This is a genomic window from Corallococcus sicarius (genome assembly GCF_003611735.1).
In the GTDB taxonomy this organism is placed as follows: Bacteria; Myxococcota; Myxococcia; order Myxococcales; family Myxococcaceae; genus Corallococcus; species Corallococcus sicarius.
This window is the reverse complement of record NZ_RAWG01000065.1, coordinates 1-22,100: the sequence shown is the minus strand read 5'-3', so window position 1 is coordinate 22,100 and position 22,100 is coordinate 1. Positions and strand designations below refer to the sequence as shown.

Below are 22,100 nucleotides of genomic sequence, written 5' to 3'. Positions count from 1 at the left end.
GCGCGCTACTTCTTCGCGCCTCGGCCCTTCACGACCTTCTTGCCCAGGGTGAAGAGGAGCACCAGCACGGCCCCGGTGCCCAGCCCCACCGCGGCATTGATCAGGCTGGGGGCGAGCCCCCCCAGGATGCCGCCCACGCCCGGCACGTTGGACGCCCAGGCGGAGAAGGACTCCTCCGCGTGGTGCAGGGTGGAGACGCCGTGCACGAGGATGCCGCCGCCCACCAGGAACATGGCCGCCGTCCCCGCCACGGAGAGGAACTTCATCAGCCACGGCGCCGTGCGGAGGATGCCCGCGCCCAGGCCGCGCTGGAAGGCCCCGGGCCGGCGGCTGAGGTACAGCCCCGCATCGTCCAGCTTCACGATGCCCGCCACGAGCCCGTACACGCCGAGGGTCATGATGAGGGCGATGCCCACCAGCACCGAGACGCGGGTGGCGAATCCCACCGTCGCCACGGTGCCCAGCGTGATGGCGATGATCTCCGCGGAGAGGATGAAGTCGGTGCGTACCGCGCCCTTGATCTTGTCCTTCTCCAGGGCCACCAGGTCCACGCTCGGGTTGGCCAGCGCCTCACGCAGCTCGGCGCGGTGCGCGTTGTCCTCCTCCTCGCTGTGCAGGAACTTGTGCGCGAGCTTCTCCGCGCCCTCGAAGCAGAGGAAGGCGCCGCCCACCATCAGCAGCGGGGTCACCAGCCAGGGGACCAGCGCGCTGATGGCCAGCGCCGCCGGCACCAGGATGGCCTTGTTGACCAGCGAGCCCTTCGCCACCGCCCACACCACGGGCAGCTCACGGTCCGCGTTCACGCCCGTCACCTGCTGCGCGTTGAGCGCCAGGTCGTCTCCGAGCACCCCCGCCGTCTTCTTCGCCGCGACCTTCGTCAGGATGGAGACGTCATCCAGGATGGAAGCGATGTCGTCGAGGAGCGCAAAAAGGCTGCTGCCTGCCATGGAAGGTGTCCGGGCTGGAGGGGTTGGTGGGTTCCTTGAGGCCAACGCGGGTTAGCACAGAGGAGCCGCAGCGGGGAGTCCGGCGCGCAGCCCGGGGCGGCATCCGGGGGCCGGGGGAGAGGGAGCGTCCGGCAGGAGGCAGATCCGCGCGCCCGGGGCCTCCACCGTCAGCCCGAGGGTGCGGGCGATGGCACGCTCCGTGGAACCAGGCCGGGACGGGTGCGGCCCTGGGCTACGACGAGCTTGGAGGCATGGCGTGAGCGATACCCCACGAAAACCGATGGACGCTGCGGCGCGGATGGCTCGCGCCCTTGTCTCGCTGGAGGGTGTTTCCGTCGGGGATGCCTTCGGCGAGCGCTTCTTCGGCGCGCATGAGCTGGTACAGCCCTGGGTGGAGCAGCGTGTCGTACCCCGCGCACCGTGGGCTTACACCGACGACACGGAGATGGCGCTGTCCGTCGTCCAGGTGCTGGAAGACCACGGCCATGTCGACCCGGACGCGCTCGCGGGCCTCTTCGCGAAGCGCTACCGCCGCGACAAGAACCGAGGCTATGGCGGAACCGCGCACGACATCCTGTGGAAGCTGGGGCTCGGGCTTCCCTGGCGTGAGGTGTCCGCGGAGGTCTTCGAAGGGCAGGGCTCCATGGGCAATGGAGCGGCCATGCGTGTGGCGCCCCTGGGGGCGTACTTCGCGGGAGACCTGACCCGGGTGGTGTCCGAAGCGCGCGCGTCGGCGGAGGTGACGCACGCGCATCCGGAGGGACAGGCGGGCGCCATCGCCATCGCGGTCGCCGCCGCGTGGGCGTGCCAGACGCCGGACGCCCGCGGCGCCGTGACGGAGCTCTTCAGCACGGTGCTGGACTGCACGCCCGCCGGCGCCACCCGTCAGGGGCTGGAGAAGGCCCGGGCCTGGCCGCTGGAGTCCAGCCCGTCCTCGGCGGCGCGCACGCTGGGCAGCGGGCAGAAGGTCCTCTCCGAGGACACCGTGCCCTTCGCCGTGTGGTGCGCGGCAAGGCACATTGACTCCTTCGAGGAAGCGCTCTGGTGCACGGTGGCCGGCTTTGGAGACCGGGACACCACCTGCGCCATGGTGGGGGGCATCGTCGCCCTGAGCGCGGGCCGTTCATCCATTCCCGCGCCGTGGCTTTCCGCGCGGGAGCCCCTGCGCCGCCGGGTGTGACGCCGCGGCGGGATGGCACCGGGCTAGAGGCGGAGCCTGCGCGTCAGCTTCTGGATGTGGCCATCCTCGAAGAAGACACGCACCTGGAGGGTGAACGAGCCCCAGCCCGTCGCCTCGAGCGGGAAGGCGCGTGGCCCCTTGCCCCGCTCACAGATCTCACGAACAGGATCCGGAAACGTGGGGTGCAAGGTGTACTCCACGCAGCGAACCTGTCGCAGGACCGCGTCGGGCGCCTCGATGTAGGCCGTCCATCGCCAGAGGTTCGTTCCAAGACGGACCGCATCATTCCCCACCCGCAGGGACTGCGTCTGTCCAGGCACGGGCTGAAGCGCGGCCCCGGCCGAGAGCGGTGGAAGCAGGGCGCCCGACGCGAACAACACCCCCATGATTCCGAGTGTGGCGGACAGACGCTTCATGGCGTGTCTTCCGTGAGTTGAGTCGGGCCCGGTTGGCTCTTTTCCATCTTGATGGCGATGGAGGGCACCAGGAAGGACTTGCTGGTCCACGACTGCTTGCCATTCGTGGCGCGAAGAATGACGACATCCCCCGGGCGCAGGCTCTGCACGATCGCGACGAGCCCGCCGGGTTCCGGCCGGGTCGCCACCAGTCCCACCTTGGGTGCACTCTCCTCGTCCTTCGGCGTCACGACCGCGCTCACCTTGACCTGGGTGTTGTCTCCGGGAAGGGAGTCCGGCGGGAAGTCGAGCAGGAATTCGAGGCTCAGGAACTTGTACTTCTCCAGCACCTCCTGCCCCCGCTCGCGCTCCCACTTGAGTTGTTCTTCGAGCCCCTTCTGGGCTGCCTCGACATCCTTGAGCCTGCCTCGATAGTCCGAGAACCGCAGGAACAAGCCCCCGCCAATGAGTGTCAGGCCAATCAGCGCGAAGAGCCCCACGAGGTTCGACTCGAACGAGAAGAGGTCCTTGATGGTGACCTTGCTGGTCTGCCCCTTCCTCAACCGCTCGTGTCCCAGCATGGAGAGGAAGATGAGGAGGAGCCCGCCGATGAGAAGGAACGCGTACAGCACCACCTCGAACACCCACTCCGGCCCGAGCTGCGGCTCTGCGGCTTCGAGTGCGAGGAGATGAACGAACGTACCCAAGCTTCCTCCGAGCGGCGCGGTGGCGGAGCCGCACAAGAGACGTTCGGCCCTGCTCCTACGGTTGAGGGCCGTGAAAGGACGCGCAACAAGGGGCGCCGCTACCGCTTGCAGCGCCTGTCACCGGGCAAGGGGGAGAGCCGCTTCCCCCCCACTGGGACTGTCGTCCTCCCGCCCGCGGCTCAGTAGAACTGGATCGTCGCGATGGACACGAGCGTGATGGGATAGGTCACGTTGTTGTAGTTGTCCGCCGTGATGAAGAGGCGATACGCGGTGTAGCTCCCGGGCGAGTCGACCGCGTAGGTCCGGAAGGGATTCGAATACCAGCCCGTCTGGTTGGTCACCGTATCGACGGTGATCCACGACGAGCCATTCCATCCCTGGAGGGTCCAGTTCTTGGGGCCCCGCTGCTCGCAGCAGCTTCCATTGTTGTACCGGAGGTCATACGAACTCACGGTCTTCGCCGTCCCGCCACCCCACGTATAGGCAATCCAGACCGAGGAGGTATTCGAGTTCGACAGCCAGAGCGACGCCGTGCTGCCATCGAAGACCCTCCAGGCCTCGTAGCCGGAGGAGTAGAGGCCGCTGGACGTCACGCTCCCGGTGGGAGTCGTATGGCTGGTCATGATGGGGACCAGCCCGCTGGTGGTGGACAGGGCGTACTTCGCGGCCGTGCTCCCGGTGACGTTGGCGGTCCCGGTGCCCACGTCGAAGTCGACCGTGCCGTGGGTGAAGCCATTGATGTAGAGGTTGTTCGAGCCATCCAGGGTGATGTCCTTGGTGAGCTCATCCGACGCGCTGTTCAGCGCGTGGACCCACTGGTAGGAGCCGTCGGAGCCGAGCTTTTCGAGGAACGTATCCGCCGTGTTTCCGGCGGTGCCCAGATGCGTGAGCGTCACGGTCGAGCCAGGAGCAGGGTGGTAATCCCCGGAGTCGTAGAAGGTCCCCACGACATAGATGGAGCCCGAGGTGTCAACCACGACGCCGCTCCCCGTCTCCGAGCCCGGCCCACCCATCTGGACGGCCCACAGCGGCACGTTGGTGGACGAGTACCTGGCGACGAACGCATCCCAGTTACCCGCTGAAGTCAGGCTCTGCGAGCCGAAGTGGGCCGTCCCGGCGAAATAGCCGGTGACGACGACGTTGCCACTGCCATCCACGGCAACCCCGCTCCCCACGCCCAGGTCGTCGCTCCCGGCTCCCACCACGCCTCGCGCCCAGACCAGGGTGCCGCTGGAGGTGTATTTCCCGAGGAAGAAGCTGGTGGGACCCGAGGCCGAGGGAGGCCCGGAGACCCAGACCGTGCCGCTGTTCGGATCGGCGTCGAGAGAGCCCGCGTAGCTGGCGGCCACCAGGATGTTGCTATTGGAGTCCACGGCGAGGCTTGGGAAGTAGATGCCGTCCGACGAGTCGATCATCCTGGCCCAGACGACGTTGCCCGCGGACGAATACCTGGCAATGAAGAGGTTGTAGTTGCCGCTGGACGTCAGGTTCAGCGCCGCTGTCGAAGACGGATCGAAATCCAGGGTGCCGGTGAACGTTCCGGTCACCACGACGTTCCCCGTACCGTCGAGGCGCAGCCCGCGCAGGTAGCCACTCCCGGTGCCCAGCATGCCTCGCACCCAGGTCAGGTTCCCCGAGGCGTCATATCTGGCAATGAAGAGGTTCGGGTAGCTTCCAATGCTCGTCAGGGTATTGGATGAATCAAAAGAGACCGTCCCACGGAAGTAGCCGCCCACATAGACGGCCCCCGTGCTGTCGACCGCCAGCCCGTAGGTGTACTCCGTGTCGCCGCCGCCAATGCGCCTTGCCCAGAGGTAGTTTCCGCTCGCGTCGTACCTGGCGATGAAGCAATCCGCGAACCCGACGCTCGTCAGGTTCGCGGTGCCCGTGCCCGGGTCGAAGTCGGAAGTGCCGAAGAAGTTCCCCGTGATGTACACGGACCCGCTAGCGCCGGTTTCCAGATGGTAGATATTGGAGCCATTGCCAGCCAGACTCCTGGCCCATTGCAGCGTCTGTGCTGAAGCGGGCGATGTCCCGATGAAGGCAATGAACGCGGCGACAAGGAGCAGCAGTCTTCTCATGGGCCCTGATTCCTCTTGACTCGGCGTGACATGTTTGGCTCACTCCGAGTGTACCGGGCCGCGAACAGACATGTCCACCGGGGAACACCTGCCATCCAGGCCGTCCGCTCAGGTGTACTCGTCCCGGCGCCGGAGCCATTCCATCGGGAAGGCGAGTCCCTGTTCGTCGCGCCCCTTGGGCACCAGGTCCAGGTACTGATAGGCCGCGTTCATCGGGTCGACGCCGCGCGCGTAGCAGGAGTACGCATGGAACAGCGTGCCGTCGGAGTCCTTGATGAAGGTGCTGATGCCTTGCTTGTCCGTGATGTCGCCGCTGAACGGGGCGTAGTTGTACGTCGCTCGCTTCTGCGCGAGCTCCTCGGGCATGAACGAGACGCCGAAGTCGTAGTTGAAGTCGCTCTGGCCGGAGGACAGCCACTTGAAGCTCCACCCCATGCGGCGCTCGTAGGCCTGGAGCTTCGCGAGCGGTGCGCGAGCAATGGCAACCATGCTCACGTCCCGGTGCTCCAGGTGGGGGATGATGCCATTGAAGCTGTCGGCCCAGAACGAGCAACTCTTGCAGCCAGCGTCCCACTCCGGGGCGAACATGAAGTGGTAGACGATGAGCTGGCTCCTCCCCGCGAAGAGCTGCGACAGCGCCTCCTCTCCATTCGGACCCTGGAAGACGTAGGGCTTGTCCACCCGGACCCAGGGAAGCTCGCGCCGCTCCTGGCTCAGCGCATCGCGCAGGTGGGTGAACTCCCGCTCCTTGGCCAGCAGCCGCTTGCGCGCCTCCAGCCACTCCTCGCGTGACACAATCGGGTGCTGGCTCATCGTCCCGCTCCCTTCGGCCGGCGCACGGCGCGGACCTTTCCCGCGGGTCCGCCTCCGCAGAAGAACAGCGCTCCGCCGTCTGACTCCAGCCCGCTCACAATGGTGCCGGGCGGCATGACGAGCCGCTCGAGCACCGCGCCCGAGTCCGGGTCGATGCGACGGATGTCGCTCTCGTCACCTTCCCAGGTGCCGTGCCACAGCTCGCCATCGGCCCACGTCACCCCGGTGACGAAGCGGTCTGACTCGATGGTGCGCAGGATGGCGCCCGTCTCCGGATCGATTTGATGAATCTTGCGGTCGCGGTACTGGCCCACCCAGAGCGAGCCCTCGGCCCAGGTGAGCCCCGAGTCGCTGCCATGGCCGGGCGCCGGTATCGACGCGACGACGCGGCCCGTCTGCGGATCAATCTTGTCGATGCGGGCCTCCGCGAGCTGGAACAGGTGCTTGCCATCGAAGGCGGTCCCCGCGTCCGACGCGACGTCGAGTGTCCGCGTGGGCTCACCCCTGGCGGGGTCGAAGGCGATGAGCTTCGTGCCGGTGGCGGCCCAGACGCGGCTGCCGTCATGGGTGACGCCATTCACCTGTTCCGCGCCCGGGAACGGGCCGTATTCCCGCACGACCTCCGCGGCGTGCACGGGCGCCGGTGGTTGTGTCCTGGCTGCCTTTGTCTGGGTACGCGTCATCTCGTGGCTCCTCGTCGGGGTTTTCCGTCACTGCATCCAGGAGAACTAGTACCCACCGGGCACGGACACCGGGAGTAACAACGTCGTCGTGAATCCCGTGAGGGGAGGGGAGCGCCAGCGCCGGGCCCGGGCACGCCCCAGGGAGTGCACCCGGCCCGAGGCCTCAAGCTCAGCAAGCCCTCGCTGGACGGTGCGCTGGCTCTCCCCCAGCGCGAGCGCCAGGGCCGAGGTCGACCACGCCTCGCCGTCGGAGAGCAGTGCGAGCAGCGAAGCCTGGCTCCCCTCGATGGGCGGCAGGAGCACGGTGACGGGGTGCGCCGCGTGCGGTGTGAGCACGAAGCCCGTCTTCGTCGCGTCGATCCGCGCAAGGGGCGCGAGCACCGCGCGCAGTCGCCCCAGCTCCACCCGCAGGCGGGCCCGATGGGATTCATTGGGCCGGCGCACCTCGAACGCGCGGGCCATCAACACCTCCCGGGCCACACCCTCCGGGCCGCCTTCGCCAAGCGCACGGGCCAGCGCGAAGAGCACCGGCCTCCGGGCCAGCGATACCTCCAACGTGCCGCCGCGGAGCGTGCGGTGGCAGGCGTCGATGACGAGCTCACCCGAGGCCAGCACGGCCTCCACCTCTTCGAGCCGGAGCACCCGCTCGGAGCCCGCGCGAAGCCTCCGTGCGGCGGGGCGGTCCAGCTCCGCGCGGGCCTGCTCGACTTCCGCGATGAGCGCGGGCACGCGCGCCCGCCGTGAGGCTTCGTGCGCCCGCTCCAGCGCCTCGCGCGCGGGACGCGTCCGGATCAATCTCAGGGCGACCTCCGCCGTGACGAGCTCGGCGATGGCCACGAGTGAGGGGGGCATGCCGCGGGTGTCGAGTCGGACGAGCGCGCGCTCGGCCTCCGCGATGGCCCCGAGCAGCAGCAGGCGCCGGATGGCCAGCAGTCGGGCATGCAGGGCATTCACCCGGTCGCCCCGGGCTTCAAGTGTCAGGAGTGCCGACTCCAGCGCGCGGGGAGACCAGGTCAGGTCGCGCACCACCAGCGCCACCTCCGCCTCGGCCACCTTGCAGCGCGCGCGTGCAAGCTCCTCGTTCGTACCGAAGCCACGGGCAGCGCGCCGGAGGAGTTCGCGGGCCTTCCCATGTTCGCCCAGCTGCGCCATGGCGATGCCACGCAGCGCGAGCGCCGGTGCGTCCTCGCGAAGGGCCACACGCTTCAGCGCCCCCAGCGCATCGCCCGTGGAGAGTGCCCGCGCGGCCGCGGCAATCAGGGAGTCCATGGCGGCAGGCTAACCCCGCCCCTGGGATTCGCGCCGCGCTTGTTACTCCCCGGGGCGGGCCGCCCTGGATAGGGATTGCACTTCCACGGAGGCTCCCATGCGGACCCTGCACACCCCAAGAAACCTCGCGCCGGGCCGCGTCTCGCGCATCGTCGCGTTCCTGCTGGCCCTCACGGGCGTGCTGCTGCCCAAGTGCCCGCTGTGCGTCGCGGCCTACCTGTCCGCGGCAGGACTCGGGGCGAGCGCCGCGCATGCCGTGGCGCCCGGTATCGTTGGCGCAGGCAAGGTGCTCGTGGTCCTCTCATCCGGTATCGCGAGTGGATGGCTTGGCAGGCGCATGCTGCGAAGGTGGCGCATCCACTCTTGATACCGAGCTTCTAAAAGGCGCCGGGCTGCATTAGAAATCCCCCACTGTCAGGAGCCCCCGAGCGTGCCGCCCACCGCCCCCCGCAATCGTCGCGAGCCCGAGGAGCCTCCCCGCTCCTGGTGGTGGCACGTCCTGGACTTCCTGGAGCTGTCCAGCCCCGAGGGACGGTGGGGCGTCGGGCTCGTGTTGGGGCTGCTCGTCATCGGCTTCTGGCCGCTGGTGCTGCTGGCGGTGCTGGATGTGAGCGGGACGCCCCGCAAGGTGCTGGTTGCCCTGGGGCCCGCGTCCATCTGCCTGGGGTTCGCCGCCCTCATCCTGATCTGTGGCTACCGGTACGGTGAAGCGCTCCGGTGGTCGCGCCGCCAGACGTGGGGCATGGCCGTGCTGTTCCTCGGCCTGGGCCTGCTGGGCGGCCTGGGGCTGTGGCTCAGCGAAGGCTGAGCCACGGCCGCGCAAGGGCGCCTCAGGCCTGCTCGGCCCCTTCGAAGGTGACCTTCGCCTTGTTCATGACGTGCTCCACCGCGAGCAGGTACCAGCCCAGCTCGGTGAGGCGGCGCGTCGTCTCCGGCGTCTCGCGCAGGGCGGCGTGGACCTCCTCCGCGCCGAACCCGAAGGGCTCCATGTGCTCGCGGATCAGCTCCTCGAGGTTCTCCGGGGTGAGCTGAAGCTTCTCCGCCTCGGTGACGGCCTTCAGCGCGATGCCGATGCGCAGCCGCCGCTCGACGTCCTCGCGCGTGGCGGGGTCCGTGAGCCAGCCCCGGAGCGCTTCCTGCTGCTCCTCGACGTCGAACTGGTACTCGACCATGGCCTGGCCCTCGGCCTGGACCCAGCGGCGGCGCAGCTCCTCGTCCACCAGCGCCCGCGGCAGCTCCACCGGAGCGCGCCGGGCCAGCTCGTCCAGCACCATGTCCTGGGCCTGCACCCAGAGCTGCCCGGACAGCTCGTCCTCCAGCTCCTCGCGGAGGTTGTCCATGACCTCCTCCAGGGTGCTGCCCATCCCGAGCTTCGTCAGGAACTCGGGGGAGCTCTCCGGCAGCAGCGTCACCTGGCGCGCGGCGACCACGTCCACGAGGAAGCGCGCCGGCTTCCCCTGGAGGTGCTCCACCGGGTAGTCGGCCGGCAGCTCGAGGGCGATCTGCATGGACGCGCCCACCTTGCCACCCTCCGCCACGGCCTCGCAGAACCCGGGCAGCGCCTCGATGGGCGCCAGCTCCGACGTCATGCCGAAGCGCGCGGAGAAGGGGATGAGCTTCCCATCGCAGTAGCCCACGATGTTGAGCTGGACGTCGTCCCCCATCTCCAGCGACTCGCCCGGCTGACGCTCGCGCGTGGTGGCCAGGGCCCGGCGCTTCTCGTGGAAGGCGCGCAGCAGGTCCTCCTCGGTCAGGTCGTCCGGGGTGGGAACGCGCACGGAGAGCCCCTCCAGCGAGGGGGGCGCCACGCTGGGGAGCTTGAGGGCCTCGGCGGAGACGGTGCTCACCACCGGGCTCATCTTCAGAAGGCGCTCGACGCCCTGACCTGATCCTGAATTGCCTTGTTGGTTGCTCACGAATGCTCCCGGGATGAAGGCGTGCCAGCGACCGCGCCAATGGGGAACAAAGCGACGGCTCGGCATGGACCAAGGCTTAGTCCAGCCGAGCCGCTCTGACAAACCGCGAAAGGATGACCGCGCTGCTTCTTGCCTAGAAGAAGGCGCCCACGATGCTGGACACCGTGGAGACTGCGGCGCCAATCTGGCTGACCACCGGGATGTTGGTGGCGGCGGCGATGGAGCCCACGGCGGTGATGACCGACGTCACCTTCTTGCCCGTGCTCGCGTTCTTGTCCATCAGCGTCGCGCCCGCGTTGGCCACGTCGATGGCCGCGATGGCCACGTTGACGCCCGGAGCGAACCGGCCCAGCGTCTTGGCGGCGGTGCCCGCGGCGGCCTTCGCGCCCGCCTTGAGGGCGACCTCACCGGCCTCCCGGCCCGCCGTGGACAGCGCGGCCTTGGCCGCCGAGCGCGTACCGCTGCCCAGGATGCCCTTGGCCAGGGTGCCACCCGCCTTCGCGGCGTCCCCCGCGGCGGACGTGACGGCCCGGCTCACGGCCTTCGTCGCGCCACCCTCGAAGATGCCCTTGGTGGCGGCGTTCTTGACGGCCTTGAGCACGTCGTCGCTGGCGTTGGGGAGGGCCTTCTTGAAGGCCTCGGCGGCCTTCTTCCCGGCCTCCAGCTTGCCCTTCATGATGGTGCCGCCCAGCACGCCGCCCATCACCTTGCTGCCGACGATGCCGCCCGTCGCCGCGGTGACGGTGGCCTTGGCCGCGTCCAGGCTGGAGCGCGTGGCCGTGATGATGTCGTCCTTGCTGCCCGAGCGGATGGCCTGACGGACGTCCTTGAAGGCCGTGGCGCCCGCCATCGCCGCGCCGGGGATGCCGGCGTAGCGCATGGCGGCGTTCATGTTCGCGCCGAACTTGGTGAGGCCCTTGAACGCGCCCTGAGCGAAGGTGGGGTTGCGGACGAAGGCCGCGTTCGCCTTGCCGAGGATGCCCTCCGCGCCCGTCTTGATGTTCTTGATCTGCTGGAAGGCGTCCTTGCCGAAGTTGACGGCCTTCACGCCCTGGCTGGCGACCGCGATCCCGCCCTTGATGACTTCCTTGTTCTCCTGGAAGGTCTTCTGGACGTTGGTGCGGACGGTGTTGAAGGTCTTCTTGATGTCGGGGAAACCCATGGGGGGCCTCACAAAGATTGAATGGTTGGAACTTGCCTGGATTATCGCACCACACGTTCGGAAGTTGCTTGGGACCTGCCCCCGTCTCAAACAGCGCAGTCCAAGCGCCAAGTCCTTGGAATCATTGGTGTGCTCCAACTTCGCACACTTTGCTCGGGACCGCAGACCCGGCTGCGGGCTGATTCGGGGGGCGACCAGCGTCAAGGGCAGCACACGTATGTCCCCCATGGGTGCGCCGAGGGCTGCTGGATGGCACGTGCCCAGTCCGGGGGGGCGAATGCGTGGGCTGAACGGTGTGCTGGTGGTCCTCTTGCTGGCGGGATGTTCCCCCTTGGAGAGGCCCTCTTTGGGGGACGGAGGTGTGCCGCCCCGCGACGCTGGGAGCACGGCGGACGCGGGCACCGAACCCGACGCAGGCACCGAGCCTGACGCGGGACTGGAGCCTGACGCGGGCGACCCCGTCTTCCTGTCCGTCCGGCTCATCATGCCCGGGGAGCGGCACCAGCCGGACCCGGTCGAAGTGACCTATGTGAACGCCCACCTGTACCCCTTCCTTGAGATCAGCGGTCCGCGGCTGCCCGACCGCGTGGACCTGCTCCTGGATGGCGCGCTCCTCACCTCGCTGCCGGGGGGAGCCAACACCTTCGAATGGGACACCCGGACCGTCGAGGAGGGCGAGCACGCCCTGTCCGCGCGGGCGCACGTGGGGACCCAGTCCTTCATGAGCAGCTCGCGGCGGGTGGTGGTGGACCGGACGCCGCCCTATCTCGCGCTGCGCACCCCCGAGTCCGGCACGCGCGATGTCTCGGAGGACGCCCCCATCCAGGCCGTCTTCTCCGAGCCCATCGTTCCCGAGACCCTCGAGTCGAACCTGTGGATGACCCGCGGCGGCAATTTCATCAGGCCGGAGCAATCCCTGTCCCCGGACGGGACGGTGCTCACCCTGAAGCCACCCGTTGAACCCCTTCCCAGCTACGTCCGCACGCTGCGCTACGAGGTCAACTTCCTCTTCCTCCCCCCCGTCACGGACCGGGCGGGCAACCCACTCTCCTGGCGGAGCGGAGAGTGGAAATGGGTGACCACCCGGCTGATTCCTTTTGAGGACGCCCTCTACGCGGGCGGCAGGTACGCCAGATTTGATCCGTCGCTCCAACTGGACGCGAAGGGCCTGCCGACGGTGGCCTGGAGCGAGGGCGTCCTGTCCGAATCGCACGTCCATGTCTGGCGCTTCACGGGTGAGTCGTGGGTTCCCGTGGGCAGCCCGCTGTGGCACACCCTGGGCTGGGCGCTCCAGCTCGACGCCACGGACTCTCCCGTCGTTGCGTGGATCGAGCATGTCCTGGACGGGCCGGATTGCATCCACGTCCAGCGGTGGACCGGCGAGACGTGGTCGGAGGAGCGGGCCCCGCTGTGTCTGACGGACGGAACCGCCTACGGACTGACGTTGCGCCTCGATGCGGCGGGCCAGCCGGTCGTGGCCTGGGAAAGCGACTCGGTTCCGCAGGTGATTCAGGTCGCGCGGTGGACGGGCGCCGGCTGGGCCTTCGTGGGTGAGCCCCTCAGCGCCGAGGCCGGGGACACCGATGCCATCTGGCCCTCGCTCCAGCTCGCGGCGGACGGCACCCCGGTCGTCTCCTGGACCGAGTCCAGGGAGGGGACCCCCAAGACGCGCCGGGTCTACGTGCGGCGCTGGTCCGGCGATGGCTGGGAGCCCGTGGGCGACCCCCTGGACGCGCTCGACGGGACGACGTCCGCGGGCAGGTCCTCGCTCGCGCTCGATGCGGAAGGACACCCGGTGGTGGCCTGGGCGGAGTACCAGCCCGAGGGAGGGTTCGCGTCCCGCCTCTACGTGCGGCGCTGGACGGGGAGCACCTGGGAGCCCGTGGGCGGAGCGCTGGGCGCCCAGGTGCCCGCGGCCCACGTCCGCAGCGCGACGCTGCGGCTCGACGCCTCCGGCAACCCGGTGGTGGCCTGGGACGCAGATGAGCCTGACAAGGTGTCCGACGTCTACCTCCAGCGCTGGACTGGCAGCACCTGGGGCGCGCCCGTCCGCGTGTCCTCCGCGACGAGGGGGGCCTTGCATCCCTCCTTCCAACTCGACGCCCGGGGACAGGTCACCATCGCCTGGGGCGAGTTCGCCGACCTCCCGACGGGCTCTCCGCGGATCGTCAACTTCGTCCGCCGCCTGCCATAGGGCCTGCGCATCAACGTGAAGGACGAGGGCCAGGTGAAGAGTGGCAGAGCAGACGCGCCCCCAGGCGAACGACTACCGGGCACGCATGGTCAAGCACACCTGGTAGTTTGAAGGGAAGGGCACGCGCGGACTGGCTGCACGTCAATCCGCAGTCAGGATTACAGTGCCGCCCTTTCGCGAGAGGGCGGTGCGCGTATGCGCAGCTACGTGTTGGGCTTCCACGAGGTTGACCAGACACAGGTCGCGGTCGTTGGCGGCAAGGGCGCGCATCTGGGGGCGCTTTCGCGGATCGACGGCATCCGCGTGCCGGCTGGCTTTTGCGTGACGACGGACGCCTTCCTGCGGATCCTCACGGAAGCACCGTCGATGGACGAACAGCTCCAGCGGCTGTCGCGCCTGAAGCAGGACGACCGGGAGCAGCTCCGCGCGCTCAGCGCGGAGCTCCGCCGGACCCTCGAAGGGACCGCCATCCCTGACGATCTGGCGGCGGCGATTTGCCGCGCACTCGCCCGGCTCGGTGAGCACGTTGCCTGCGCCGTCCGCTCGAGCGCGACGGCGGAGGACCTGCCGACGGCCTCCTTCGCGGGCCAGCAGGACACGTTCCTGAATGTCGTGGGGCCCGCGGCGATCCTCCAGCACATCCGCCGGTGCTGGGCCTCGCTCTTCACCGAGCGGGCCGTGACCTACCGCCTGCGCAACGGCTTCGACCACCGGAAGGTCCGCATGGCGGTGGTCGTGCAGCAGATGGTCTTCCCGCAGGCGGCCGGCATCCTGTTCACGGCCGACCCCGTCACCTCCAGCCGGAAGGTCGTCTCGCTGGAGGCCAGCTTCGGCCTTGGCGAGGCCCTGGTCTCCGGCCGGGTGAACGCGGACGTCTACAAGGTGCGGGACGGCGAGGTCATCTCCAAGGCGGTCGGCACCAAGCAGCTTGCCATCCACGCCTCGCCGGCAGGCGGGACGCAGGAACAGGTGATCGAGCCGGAGCGGCAGCAGCAGCCCGCGCTGACGGATGCACAGGTCGTGCGGCTCGCGCAGCTGGGCCGGCGGATCGAAGCGCACTTCGGCCGCCCCCAGGACATCGAATGGTGCCTGGTCGACGATGACATCCACATCGTCCAGAGCCGGCCCATCACCACGCTGTTCCCCATCCCCACGGCCGGCGACGGGGAGAACCACGTCTACGTCTCCGTCGGTCATCAGCAGATGATGACCGACGCCATGAAGCCCCTGGGGCTCTCCCTGTTCCAGCTGACGGCCTTGCGGCCGATGTACGAGGCCGGCGGGAGGTTGTTCGTCGACGTCACCCGGGGCCTGGCTTCGCCAGCGAGCCGCGCGGGCCTCCTGGAGGGCCTGGGGAAATCCGATCCGCTGATCGGGGACGCGCTGCAGAGCATCCTCGGACGCGGCGACTTCATCCGGTCGCTCCCGGACGGAGGGCCCGGCGGGGCGCCAGCTGGCGGCGCACCCGCCCCGATCGAAACCCATCCGGCCATCGTCGACGAGCTGATCGGTCACAGCCAGGCCTCCCTCGCCTCCTTGAAGCGCGACATCCGGATGAAGCCCGGATCGGCGCTGTTCGACTTCATCCTGGCGGACCTCCAGGAGCTGAAGCGGCTCTTGTTCGATCCGCGAAGCCATCAGGTGATCATGGCGGGGATTGAGGCCTCCTGGTGGCTCAACGAGCAGCTGCAGGCGTGGCTGGGCGAGAAGAACGCAGCCGACACGCTCACGCAGTCCGTCCCCCACAACGTCACGTCGGAGATGGGACTGGCGCTCCTGGACGTCGCGGACGCAATCCGCCCGCATCCGGACGTGGTGGCTTTCCTGCAGCACGTCGAGGACGAGGGCTTCCTGGACGAGCTGCCCAGGCTCGCGGGCGGGCGGGAAGCGCGGGACGCCATCCGGGCCTGGCTCGACACGTACGGCATGCGCTGCGTCGGCGAGATCGACATCACGAAGCCGCGTTGGAGTGAACGCCCCACCACGCTCGTGCCCCTCATCCTCGGCAACATCAAGAACTTCGAGCCGGGCGCCGGCGCGCGGCGCTTCGAGCAGGGACGGCAGGAGGCCTGGAAGAAGGAACAGGAGCTGCTGGAGCGCCTGCGGGCCTTGCCGGACGGAGCGCGGAAGGCCGAAGAGACGAAGCGGATGATCGACCGGGTCCGGACCTTCATCGGGTACCGGGAGTATCCGAAGTACGGCATCGTCAACCGCTACTTCGTCTACAAGCAGGCCTTGTTGGAGGAAGCCGAGCGCCTCGTGCAGGCCCGTGTGCTGCGTGAAAAGGAAGACATCTTCCACCTCACGTTCCAGGAGCTCCACGACGTCCTGCGCACGAACCAGGTGGATGCGCAGCTCATCCGCCAGCGCAAGGACACGTTCAGGTCGTATCAAGCGCTCACGCCGCCCCGCGTGCTCACGTCGGAGGGCGAGGTCATCGCCGGGGCGTACCGACGCGACGGTTTGCCGGCCGGCGCGCTGGTCGGCCTGGCGGTCTCCGCCGGCATCATCGAGGGGCGGGCCCGCGTCATCCTGGACATGGCGGAGGCCGAACTCGAAGCGGGCGACATCCTGGTCACCGCCTACACGGACCCCAGCTGGACGCCCGTGTTCGTCGCGATCAAGGGCCTGGTGACGGAGGTCGGGGGCCTGATGACCCATGGCGCGGTGATCGCGCGGGAGTATGGCTTGCCGGCCGTCGTGGGGGTGGAGCAGGCCACCCTGCGGATCCGGGATGGGCAGCGGATCCGCGTGCATGGAACGGACGGGTACGTCGAGATCCTGTCCTCCTAGCCGGGCGGCAACAGGGTCGGTCGAGGTCCTATCCCCCTCATTCATCCTTTCGCTTGCAAACAGACCTTGCAATGATTTCCGCCGGGCATTTGACCCGACGGTAGGTCACGGTCGGATTATCCGCGTTCTTGAACCAGCCGAATCGCCAGTTACAACCCGCCTGCAGCTGCGTCGGCAACTGGGAGCACTGGCTTTGACTGCTGACACCGCCATATCGGGCACCCCAACCGTCGCTTGGCGCTCTCCACTGGCTCTGACACCCGTTGAAGATGCCAACGCCACCGCCAGGAATCATCAGATCGAAACGGTTCTCACCCGAACCCGCACCCATTGACGCATTGATCACCTGGGCCACGAACGTCTGGCCGTTCACGGCTCCGCTGGTGAACTTCAGTGCGTAACAAGCGCAAGTCACATCGCTTTCCGATTTCCCGGCCAGGCTCGCCGCAGCAAATCCATACGACAGGGTGTTGTTCATGGCCCAGGGTTGCTTCGTGTTGCACGTGAAGCTCGTGCCGCTATTGAAGTCGCTCGGCTCTCTCAAGGGTGCCGCCGACGACCGCTTCGACGCCGGCATCGCCAAGGCGGTGGTCACAGGAGGGTTGAAGGGGCCTCGGAGGATGGGGGCTTCCCCCTCAAGGGCCACGGCCCGCCTCGACTGCTCGAAGCGGGCCGTGGTGTGGGTCAGAAGGTCTTGTCGAGCAGTGCCTCACACGTCGGTGGGAGGACCCCGTCCTTCACATGGAGCGCCACCGGGCCGGAGGCCGCACCGGGCTCCCACTGCATGCGCACGAAGCACTTGCCCCCGACGTTGAGGACGTGGAGCCGCGAGGCCACCGCGCCCTCCGGCAGCGCGTCGAACACCAGCACCCCGTCTTCCTGGGTCTTCAGCGCCTGCCGCAGCGCGGCCGGCGTGTTGCTCCGCCCGTAGAACCGGCCCGGCTTCACGTCCTCGGGCAGCGCACCCAGCGACTCGCGCACCGTCGAGGCAAGCGAGACCCGCACCGTCGCGGCGTAGCGCCGCACCTCGTCGAGGACGGCGGAGGGCGTGCCGCCGCGCAGCACCTCGTGCCGTACCGAGGGGCCCGTCAGGTCGATGCGCCCGTTCTCCCCCCGCAGGAGCACGAAGGCCCCCGGGACCCACGGCGAGCGCCGCAGGAAGAACAGGTGCGTGCCACCGCCCGGGGCCGCGATGTGGGCGCGTCCCGTGGAGAGGTCCGTTCCCGCCGCGGGCACGGAGACGACCAGACGCGCGCTCCGCTCGCCGGGCGCGCGCTCCGTGTTCCGGTAGAGCTCCTCGTCCACCTCGAGCTCGAGCTGGTGGGAGTACCGCGGGCTCTTGCTCCCCCGCGTGTACGTCCGTGCGTCGAGGACCCGGGTGATGCGGCCCGTGACGATGACGTCCGACTGGGCCACGTACCCCTCGGGACCGAAGGCATACTCGCCATGGTCATCGTGGATCTGCCCCTGTGTCGCCACGGGCCCCAACCGGGCCTGCTCGGGGAAAAACCCCGTCGCCACGCCGGTGGCGCTCACACCCAGGACCGCTCCAAGGACGAGCGTCATTCCCTGCTTCTTGAAAGACATCATGATGGGCTTGCTCCGAAAGTCATTCACAGCGAGGTGTCGTGACAGGCCTGCGCGAGCGTCGCTCATGGAGCCGCCGTCACCAGCTTCGTGCTCGAGATGCCACCGCCGAGGTAGGTCCGCTGATCCAGGGGATACGTGGAGTCCGTGCACCCGCTGCTGCAATCACGGACATACATATACGCGGTGCGGTTGTTGTCCGTGGCCCCGTGGAGGATCTCCAGCCGGTTCCCGTTGATGATCTGGATGTCCGGCGCGATGTTGAGGGTCCAGCCCCCGGTCACGTAGGTCCCCACGTGCACGTAGTCGCCGGAGGCATTGATGTAGCCCTCTGCGATGCGCAGGGTGTGGGTGCCATCCGCGGCGGGGAAGGCCAGGAAGCAGCGGTTCGCACCGGCCGGCGCCCAGTAGCCGCAGTCGATGCCGACGGGCGCGTCGGTCCACTCCGTGTTCAGGAGCGTGGGCGTCGTCCACGCCCCGGAGCTGTCGGAGGTGGAGATTCGCAGCTGGCCCCTCTCCCGGTCGATGAAGGTCATCACGAGCCGGCTGGTGCCCGTGTCGTACGCGAGGCTGGGACGGCGCCGGGACGACATCGTCGTCAGGGTGCGCGTCCCCGCGATGCAGCCCAGGAGGGCGGGGTAGATGTTCCGGTAGACGAGGATCTGCCCTCCGTCGTTGGCCGCGAGGAACGCCTTCGCGAAGCCGCCCGAGGTGTCCACGGAGACGGCCACGCCGTCGTACGTCCACTCATTCCAGTTGATGCACTCGGGGCTGACGCCGCCGGTGGCGGAGATGGCCAGGTGGGCCACGTTGCTGGTGGTGTCCCGGGTGGGGTCCGTCTCATAGGCCACCAGGGACCAGCCATCCGAGCGGGTCGCCACGCCGACGCTACCGGAAGTCTTCGCCACCTGGGTCCAGGCGCCGCCGGTGCGCTCCCGCACCCGGATGGGGTAGTCCGCGATGTACTGCGCGTTCTGCCCGCCCGTCTTGTCGTCCACGCGCGGGAAGCGCTTCGCATAGGCGGCGAAGGCGTACTGCCCCTGCTTCATGATGGCCTCCTCCGGGGTGGAGGGGTGGCCCAGCCCGAGGCAGTGCCCGAACTCATGAGAGAGGATGGACTGGATGTCCCAGGTGCCGCTGCGGTCGTCCGAGTAGTTTTCGGGACTGCTGGTGTTCTTGTAGATGTCGAGGGCGCAGTTGTCGGACAACGGGACGTTGGTCGCGCGCCCGAGGCACCCCGAGGTGCAGTCGCCATCGCAGCACGTCTTCGCCTCGACCTCGATGTCCGACGCGCTGGGCGTCGTGTTGTAGAACGCGTGGTGGGTGGCGAAGCCCACGCCCACGTTCATCCAGGCCTGGAGGCCCGAGCGCGCCATGTGCATGGTGCGCGTGGCGTCCAGCCCGAAGTGGGTTTGGAACGGGCCGGCGATGACATCAATGACATAGGGATTGTCGCTCCACCGGGCCCCCGAGTTGAGCACATAGGCGCTCACCGTCGCGGCGGGCAGGAATCCCATCAGGAAGACTGCGGTCAATCCAGGTCGTTTCATCATTTCCCCAGTGCGGCCTTCGTTGCTCCCGAGCCCCAGGCGCGGGGCGAGGACGGGATGAACGAGATACGCAAGGACCCCTCATTTCTGGTCGTATGAGGTAGAGGGCGACGCTGACGGCGAAGTGGCCGCCCTCCCCCGTGGAGGCGTGAGCTGGTAGTGTTTTCTGGATGCATCCCTCAGGCCCTTGCCAGCAACTCAAGCCCTCGCGCGTCCCCTCCGTCGCCGCGTTGAAGGCGCACCTGTCCTGGATGCTGGGCACGGCCAGCGTCCTCGTCGCGTCCCGTGCCTGGGCTCAGGGCGCCGAGGACGCCCTGGGGGCGGTTCTCGGCCTGGGGATCACCATCCTGGTGCTGGGAGCGGGGGGGTTGGTGATGCTCTTCCTGAACCTCACCGGCCGCCACCGCACGTACTCCATCGTCCTGGGGATTCTCTCGGGCCTGGGGACGGTAGTGATGGGGATGGGGCTGAGCGAGCCGCTGCTGAGTGGCTCCGGCGATGAACTCATGGAGGCCTTGCTCTGGGGCGTGGTCCTCCTGGGCGTGGGCGAAGTCATCGCGGCGGTGCTGGCGATGCGCCCCGGCCGTTCCCGGAGCGCATCGTCGCAGAGCGCTCAAGACTGACGGGCGGGTGTTCGACAAGATGTGCCACCGACGCGTGTGGGCATGCTGCTGTCGGAGTCGCATCGAGCAATGCGATCCCTGAGGAGTCTCTGGGGCGGATTGTTCTGAGCCCTGGGGTGCGCCCCCTTGAGGCGGTGGTCACAGGAGGGTTGAAGGGACCTCGGAGGACGGGGGCTTCTGGCCGGCGCCGCCGCGCGCCACCCGCAGCCAGACCAGCGAGACCATCAGCCACGACGCCGTGAGCGCGCTCCACGCCGGGGGCGCGCTGGCGCCTACCAGCCACAGTGTCACCGCCACGCCCATGGCGAGCACCCGTGCGAGCTCCAGCGGCTCGCTCCACGCCTTCGACTCCAGCATCCCGCTCCAGGCGGTCGCCATCGCCCAGAGCAGCAGGCTCAACGCCACCTTCTGCCAGCCCGACAGCGGTGAGGCATGGTGGCTCACCAGGAGCATGAACGGCATCGACGCGAACAGTTGGAAGACGAGGTAGCCACGGACGCCGGACAGCTCCCGGGAGTGGTACTTCACCTCCACGCCCTCCTGCTTCCAGTACCCCAACGCACGCGGAGGAAGGTCCGCGGGCCGCCAGCCCGTGGGCATCACCCAGATGCGCAGCCTGTCTCCCAGGCGCTTCGTGGCGACGGCGTCCGCGACGAGCCGGCCCCACGCCTGGAAGTTGATGGCCGTCGGGTCCCAGGTGTTCGCCGGGGTCGTCAATCCGTAGGAGCACGGCTCGGTCTCCTCCGCGTAGGTGCCGAACATCCGGTCCCAGATGATGAGGAAGCCCGCGTAGTTCTTGTCGATGTAGGCGTCGTTGCGCGCGTGGTGCACGCGGTGGTGCGACGGCGTGTTCAGCCACGACTCCACCCACCGGGGGAGCTTGGGGATGACCCGCGTATGGGGGATGAACTGGAGCACCAGGTGGAAGGCCACCATCGCCAGCACCGCCTCCGGCGGGAAGCCCACCAGCACCAGCGGCCAGTAGAAGAGGAACGAGAAGAGGCGCTGCGTCACGCTCGCGCGCAAGGCCACCGCGTAGTTGAGCTCCTCGGTGGAGTGGTGCGGCGAGTGCGCCGCCCAGCCGATGTTGGTGCGGTGCCCGAAGCGGTGGAACCAATAGAAGAGGAAGTCCACGCCCAGGAAGAGCGCCACCAGCGACAACGGCGACGAAGCGTCGAGCCGCCACGGTGCGTACTGGCCCAGTTGCGTGAAGAGGGGCAGCACCAGCAGGGCCACCGCGACGTTGACGCACTGGTTCATCACCGCCGTGCCCATGCTCGCGATGGAGTCCTGGAAGCTGTAGTAGCCGTTGCGCCGCACCACGCACCAGGCGAACTCCGCCAGGGCCAGGGCGATGACGAAGGGCGTGGCCACGGCATAGACGTTGAGGGACATGCCCCCGGTATATGTTTCCCCAAGCCGCCTCCGCCTTAACCCAGGTCAAGCCCAGGTCCCCGCGACGTGAGATTCCCGAAGCTCTTCGAGCGCCTCGCCACCCTGGCCCCGCTTCCTCCCGAGGAGTGGGTGAAGGCCGAAGCCGTGGCGAAGGAGCAGTCGCTGGCGAAGCGGGAACTCTTCATGCGTCCGGGGGACGCGGCGGACCGGTTCGCCGTGGTGCTTCAGGGGGTCTTCCGGGGCGTGCGCGTGTCGCCCCGCGGGGGCGAGTCCATCAAGGCCTTCCGCGCCGAGGGAGAGCTGATTGGTGCCTATGCGGAGATGTTGCAGCGGCTGCCGTCCATGACAGCGATTGAAGCGCTCGAGCCGAGCCACGTGCTGGTGTTCCAGACGCGGGACTTCCAGCAACTGGAGCAGGGCCACGTGTGCTGGGAGCGGCTGGCGCGCCGGGTGGCGGAGCAGCACTTCGTCCTCAAGGAGCGCCGTGAGCAGGAGTTCCTGGAGCTGTCCGCGGAGGAGCGCCTCGTGAAGTTCTGGGAGGAGCATCCCCACCTGAAGGGAAGGGTTCCCCAGCGCGACGTGGCGGCCTACCTCGGCATCACCGAGGTGGCCTTGAGCCGCATCATGTCGCGGCGCCGCAAGCGGGCGGAGTGAGCGGGCCCCTGGGACTCCCGGCTGCGCAGGGCCGACGCCTACTCGAGCTGGAGGCCGCAGTCGCCGCAGGCGCCCGCGACCAGGGGGGCGGCCGTTCCGCAGGCAGGGCAGGGGGGCTCGCCCTCCTCCTCGCTGGCCCCTGACGGGGGGG

The 22,100-nt window shown here is 68.5% G+C and carries 20 protein-coding genes; 7 read left to right on the top strand and 13 right to left on the bottom strand.

The genetic code is table 11. The features are described from left to right. Window positions 1-5: 5 nt before the first annotated feature. The gene (locus D7X12_RS13025) at window positions 6-947 is read right to left on the bottom strand and encodes a DUF808 domain-containing protein (RefSeq protein WP_120625602.1); all 942 of its coding nucleotides are present in this window, start codon (window positions 945-947) and stop codon (window positions 6-8) included. A gap of 298 nt (window positions 948-1,245) precedes the next feature. Here D7X12_RS13025 and D7X12_RS13020 point away from each other — a divergent pair, with 298 nt between their 5' ends. Further along, window positions 1,246-2,127, top strand: coding sequence for an ADP-ribosylglycohydrolase family protein (locus D7X12_RS13020; RefSeq protein WP_208718990.1), 882 nt, complete (start codon window positions 1,246-1,248; stop codon window positions 2,125-2,127). 23 nt (window positions 2,128-2,150) lie between these two features. Here the strand turns inward: D7X12_RS13020 and D7X12_RS13015 are convergent, their stop codons facing one another. From D7X12_RS13015 to D7X12_RS12990, 6 genes are all read right to left on the bottom strand, one after another. Continuing rightward, window positions 2,151-2,543: a pYEATS domain-containing protein gene (locus D7X12_RS13015; protein ID WP_120625600.1), complete on the bottom strand. Its 393-nt coding sequence runs from the start codon at window positions 2,541-2,543 to the stop codon at window positions 2,151-2,153. After that, a complete protein-coding gene (locus tag D7X12_RS13010) occupies window positions 2,540-3,229 on the bottom strand; it encodes a hypothetical protein (protein WP_147443629.1) in 690 nt (229 codons plus the stop codon). Before D7X12_RS13010 ends, D7X12_RS13015 begins: the two co-directional genes overlap by 4 nt. A gap of 179 nt (window positions 3,230-3,408) precedes the next feature. Then, window positions 3,409-5,166 carry an SBBP repeat-containing protein gene (locus D7X12_RS13005; RefSeq protein WP_158620042.1) on the bottom strand — a complete coding sequence of 586 codons (1,758 nt, stop codon included), beginning with the start codon at window positions 5,164-5,166 and terminating at the stop codon, window positions 3,409-3,411. Between the two features lie 252 nt (window positions 5,167-5,418). Next, window positions 5,419-6,123 (bottom strand): DUF899 domain-containing protein, encoded by a 705-nt coding sequence (locus D7X12_RS13000; RefSeq protein WP_120625597.1) that lies wholly within the window; start codon window positions 6,121-6,123, stop codon window positions 5,419-5,421. Then, window positions 6,120-6,806, bottom strand: coding sequence for an NHL repeat-containing protein (locus tag D7X12_RS12995; RefSeq protein WP_120625596.1), 687 nt, complete (start codon window positions 6,804-6,806; stop codon window positions 6,120-6,122). Before D7X12_RS12995 ends, D7X12_RS13000 begins: the two co-directional genes overlap by 4 nt. A 45-nt stretch (window positions 6,807-6,851) precedes the next feature. Beyond that, complete coding sequence (locus tag D7X12_RS12990; RefSeq protein ID WP_120625595.1) at window positions 6,852-8,075, bottom strand: helix-turn-helix domain-containing protein; 1,224 nt, start codon at window positions 8,073-8,075, stop codon at window positions 6,852-6,854. 97 nt (window positions 8,076-8,172) lie between these two features. On the opposite strand from D7X12_RS12990, the gene D7X12_RS12985 reads away from it, so the two are divergent. Beyond that, window positions 8,173-8,442, top strand: coding sequence for a hypothetical protein (locus D7X12_RS12985; RefSeq protein ID WP_120625594.1), 270 nt, complete (start codon window positions 8,173-8,175; stop codon window positions 8,440-8,442). 63 nt (window positions 8,443-8,505) lie between these two features. Beyond that, on the top strand, window positions 8,506-8,883 hold the full coding sequence (locus D7X12_RS12980) for a hypothetical protein (RefSeq protein ID WP_244224522.1): 378 nt from the start codon (window positions 8,506-8,508) through the stop codon (window positions 8,881-8,883). Window positions 8,884-8,905: 22 nt separating this feature from the next. Here D7X12_RS12980 and D7X12_RS12975 read toward each other — a convergent pair whose 3' ends face one another. Together D7X12_RS12975 and D7X12_RS12970 are read right to left on the bottom strand one after the other, a co-directional pair. After that, on the bottom strand, window positions 8,906-9,991 hold the full coding sequence (locus tag D7X12_RS12975) for a trigger factor (RefSeq protein ID WP_244224521.1): 1,086 nt from the start codon (window positions 9,989-9,991) through the stop codon (window positions 8,906-8,908). Window positions 9,992-10,124: 133 nt separating this feature from the next. Further along, the gene (locus tag D7X12_RS12970; RefSeq protein ID WP_120625591.1) at window positions 10,125-11,153 is read right to left on the bottom strand and encodes a hypothetical protein; all 1,029 of its coding nucleotides are present in this window, start codon (window positions 11,151-11,153) and stop codon (window positions 10,125-10,127) included. A gap of 361 nt (window positions 11,154-11,514) precedes the next feature. On the opposite strand from D7X12_RS12970, the gene D7X12_RS12965 reads away from it, so the two are divergent. Both D7X12_RS12965 and rph read left to right on the top strand, forming a co-directional pair. Further along, complete coding sequence (locus D7X12_RS12965) at window positions 11,515-13,347, top strand: Ig-like domain-containing protein (RefSeq protein ID WP_120625590.1); 1,833 nt, start codon at window positions 11,515-11,517, stop codon at window positions 13,345-13,347. Between the two features lie 195 nt (window positions 13,348-13,542). Further along, window positions 13,543-16,140, top strand: a complete 2,598-nt coding sequence (rph, locus tag D7X12_RS12960) for a rifamycin-inactivating phosphotransferase (RefSeq protein ID WP_120625589.1) — start codon at window positions 13,543-13,545, stop codon at window positions 16,138-16,140. A 37-nt stretch (window positions 16,141-16,177) separates the two neighbouring features. On the opposite strand, the gene D7X12_RS12955 is transcribed toward rph, so the two are convergent. The 3 genes from D7X12_RS12955 to D7X12_RS12945 all read right to left on the bottom strand — a co-directional run bounded on the left by D7X12_RS12955 (window position 16,178) and on the right by D7X12_RS12945 (window position 19,262). Continuing rightward, the gene (locus D7X12_RS12955) at window positions 16,178-16,717 is read right to left on the bottom strand and encodes a hypothetical protein (RefSeq protein ID WP_244224527.1); all 540 of its coding nucleotides are present in this window, start codon (window positions 16,715-16,717) and stop codon (window positions 16,178-16,180) included. Between the two features lie 107 nt (window positions 16,718-16,824). After that, entirely contained in the window at window positions 16,825-17,730 is a 906-nt protein-coding gene (locus tag D7X12_RS12950) for a hypothetical protein (protein WP_147443628.1), read from the bottom strand. 62 nt (window positions 17,731-17,792) lie between these two features. Then, window positions 17,793-19,262 carry a matrixin family metalloprotease gene (locus D7X12_RS12945; protein ID WP_147443627.1) on the bottom strand — a complete coding sequence of 490 codons (1,470 nt, stop codon included), beginning with the start codon at window positions 19,260-19,262 and terminating at the stop codon, window positions 17,793-17,795. Between the two features lie 185 nt (window positions 19,263-19,447). Between D7X12_RS12945 and D7X12_RS12940 the strand changes: the two genes are divergently transcribed. Further along, window positions 19,448-19,900: a hypothetical protein gene (locus D7X12_RS12940; protein WP_120625585.1), complete on the top strand. Its 453-nt coding sequence runs from the start codon at window positions 19,448-19,450 to the stop codon at window positions 19,898-19,900. A 138-nt stretch (window positions 19,901-20,038) separates the two neighbouring features. Here D7X12_RS12940 and D7X12_RS12935 read toward each other — a convergent pair whose 3' ends face one another. Next, a complete protein-coding gene (locus D7X12_RS12935) occupies window positions 20,039-21,295 on the bottom strand; it encodes a sterol desaturase family protein (RefSeq protein ID WP_120625584.1) in 1,257 nt (418 codons plus the stop codon). A gap of 66 nt (window positions 21,296-21,361) precedes the next feature. Between D7X12_RS12935 and D7X12_RS12930 the strand changes: the two genes are divergently transcribed. Next, window positions 21,362-21,949, top strand: coding sequence for a Crp/Fnr family transcriptional regulator (locus D7X12_RS12930; RefSeq protein ID WP_120625583.1), 588 nt, complete (start codon window positions 21,362-21,364; stop codon window positions 21,947-21,949). Window positions 21,950-22,100 lie beyond the last annotated feature (151 nt).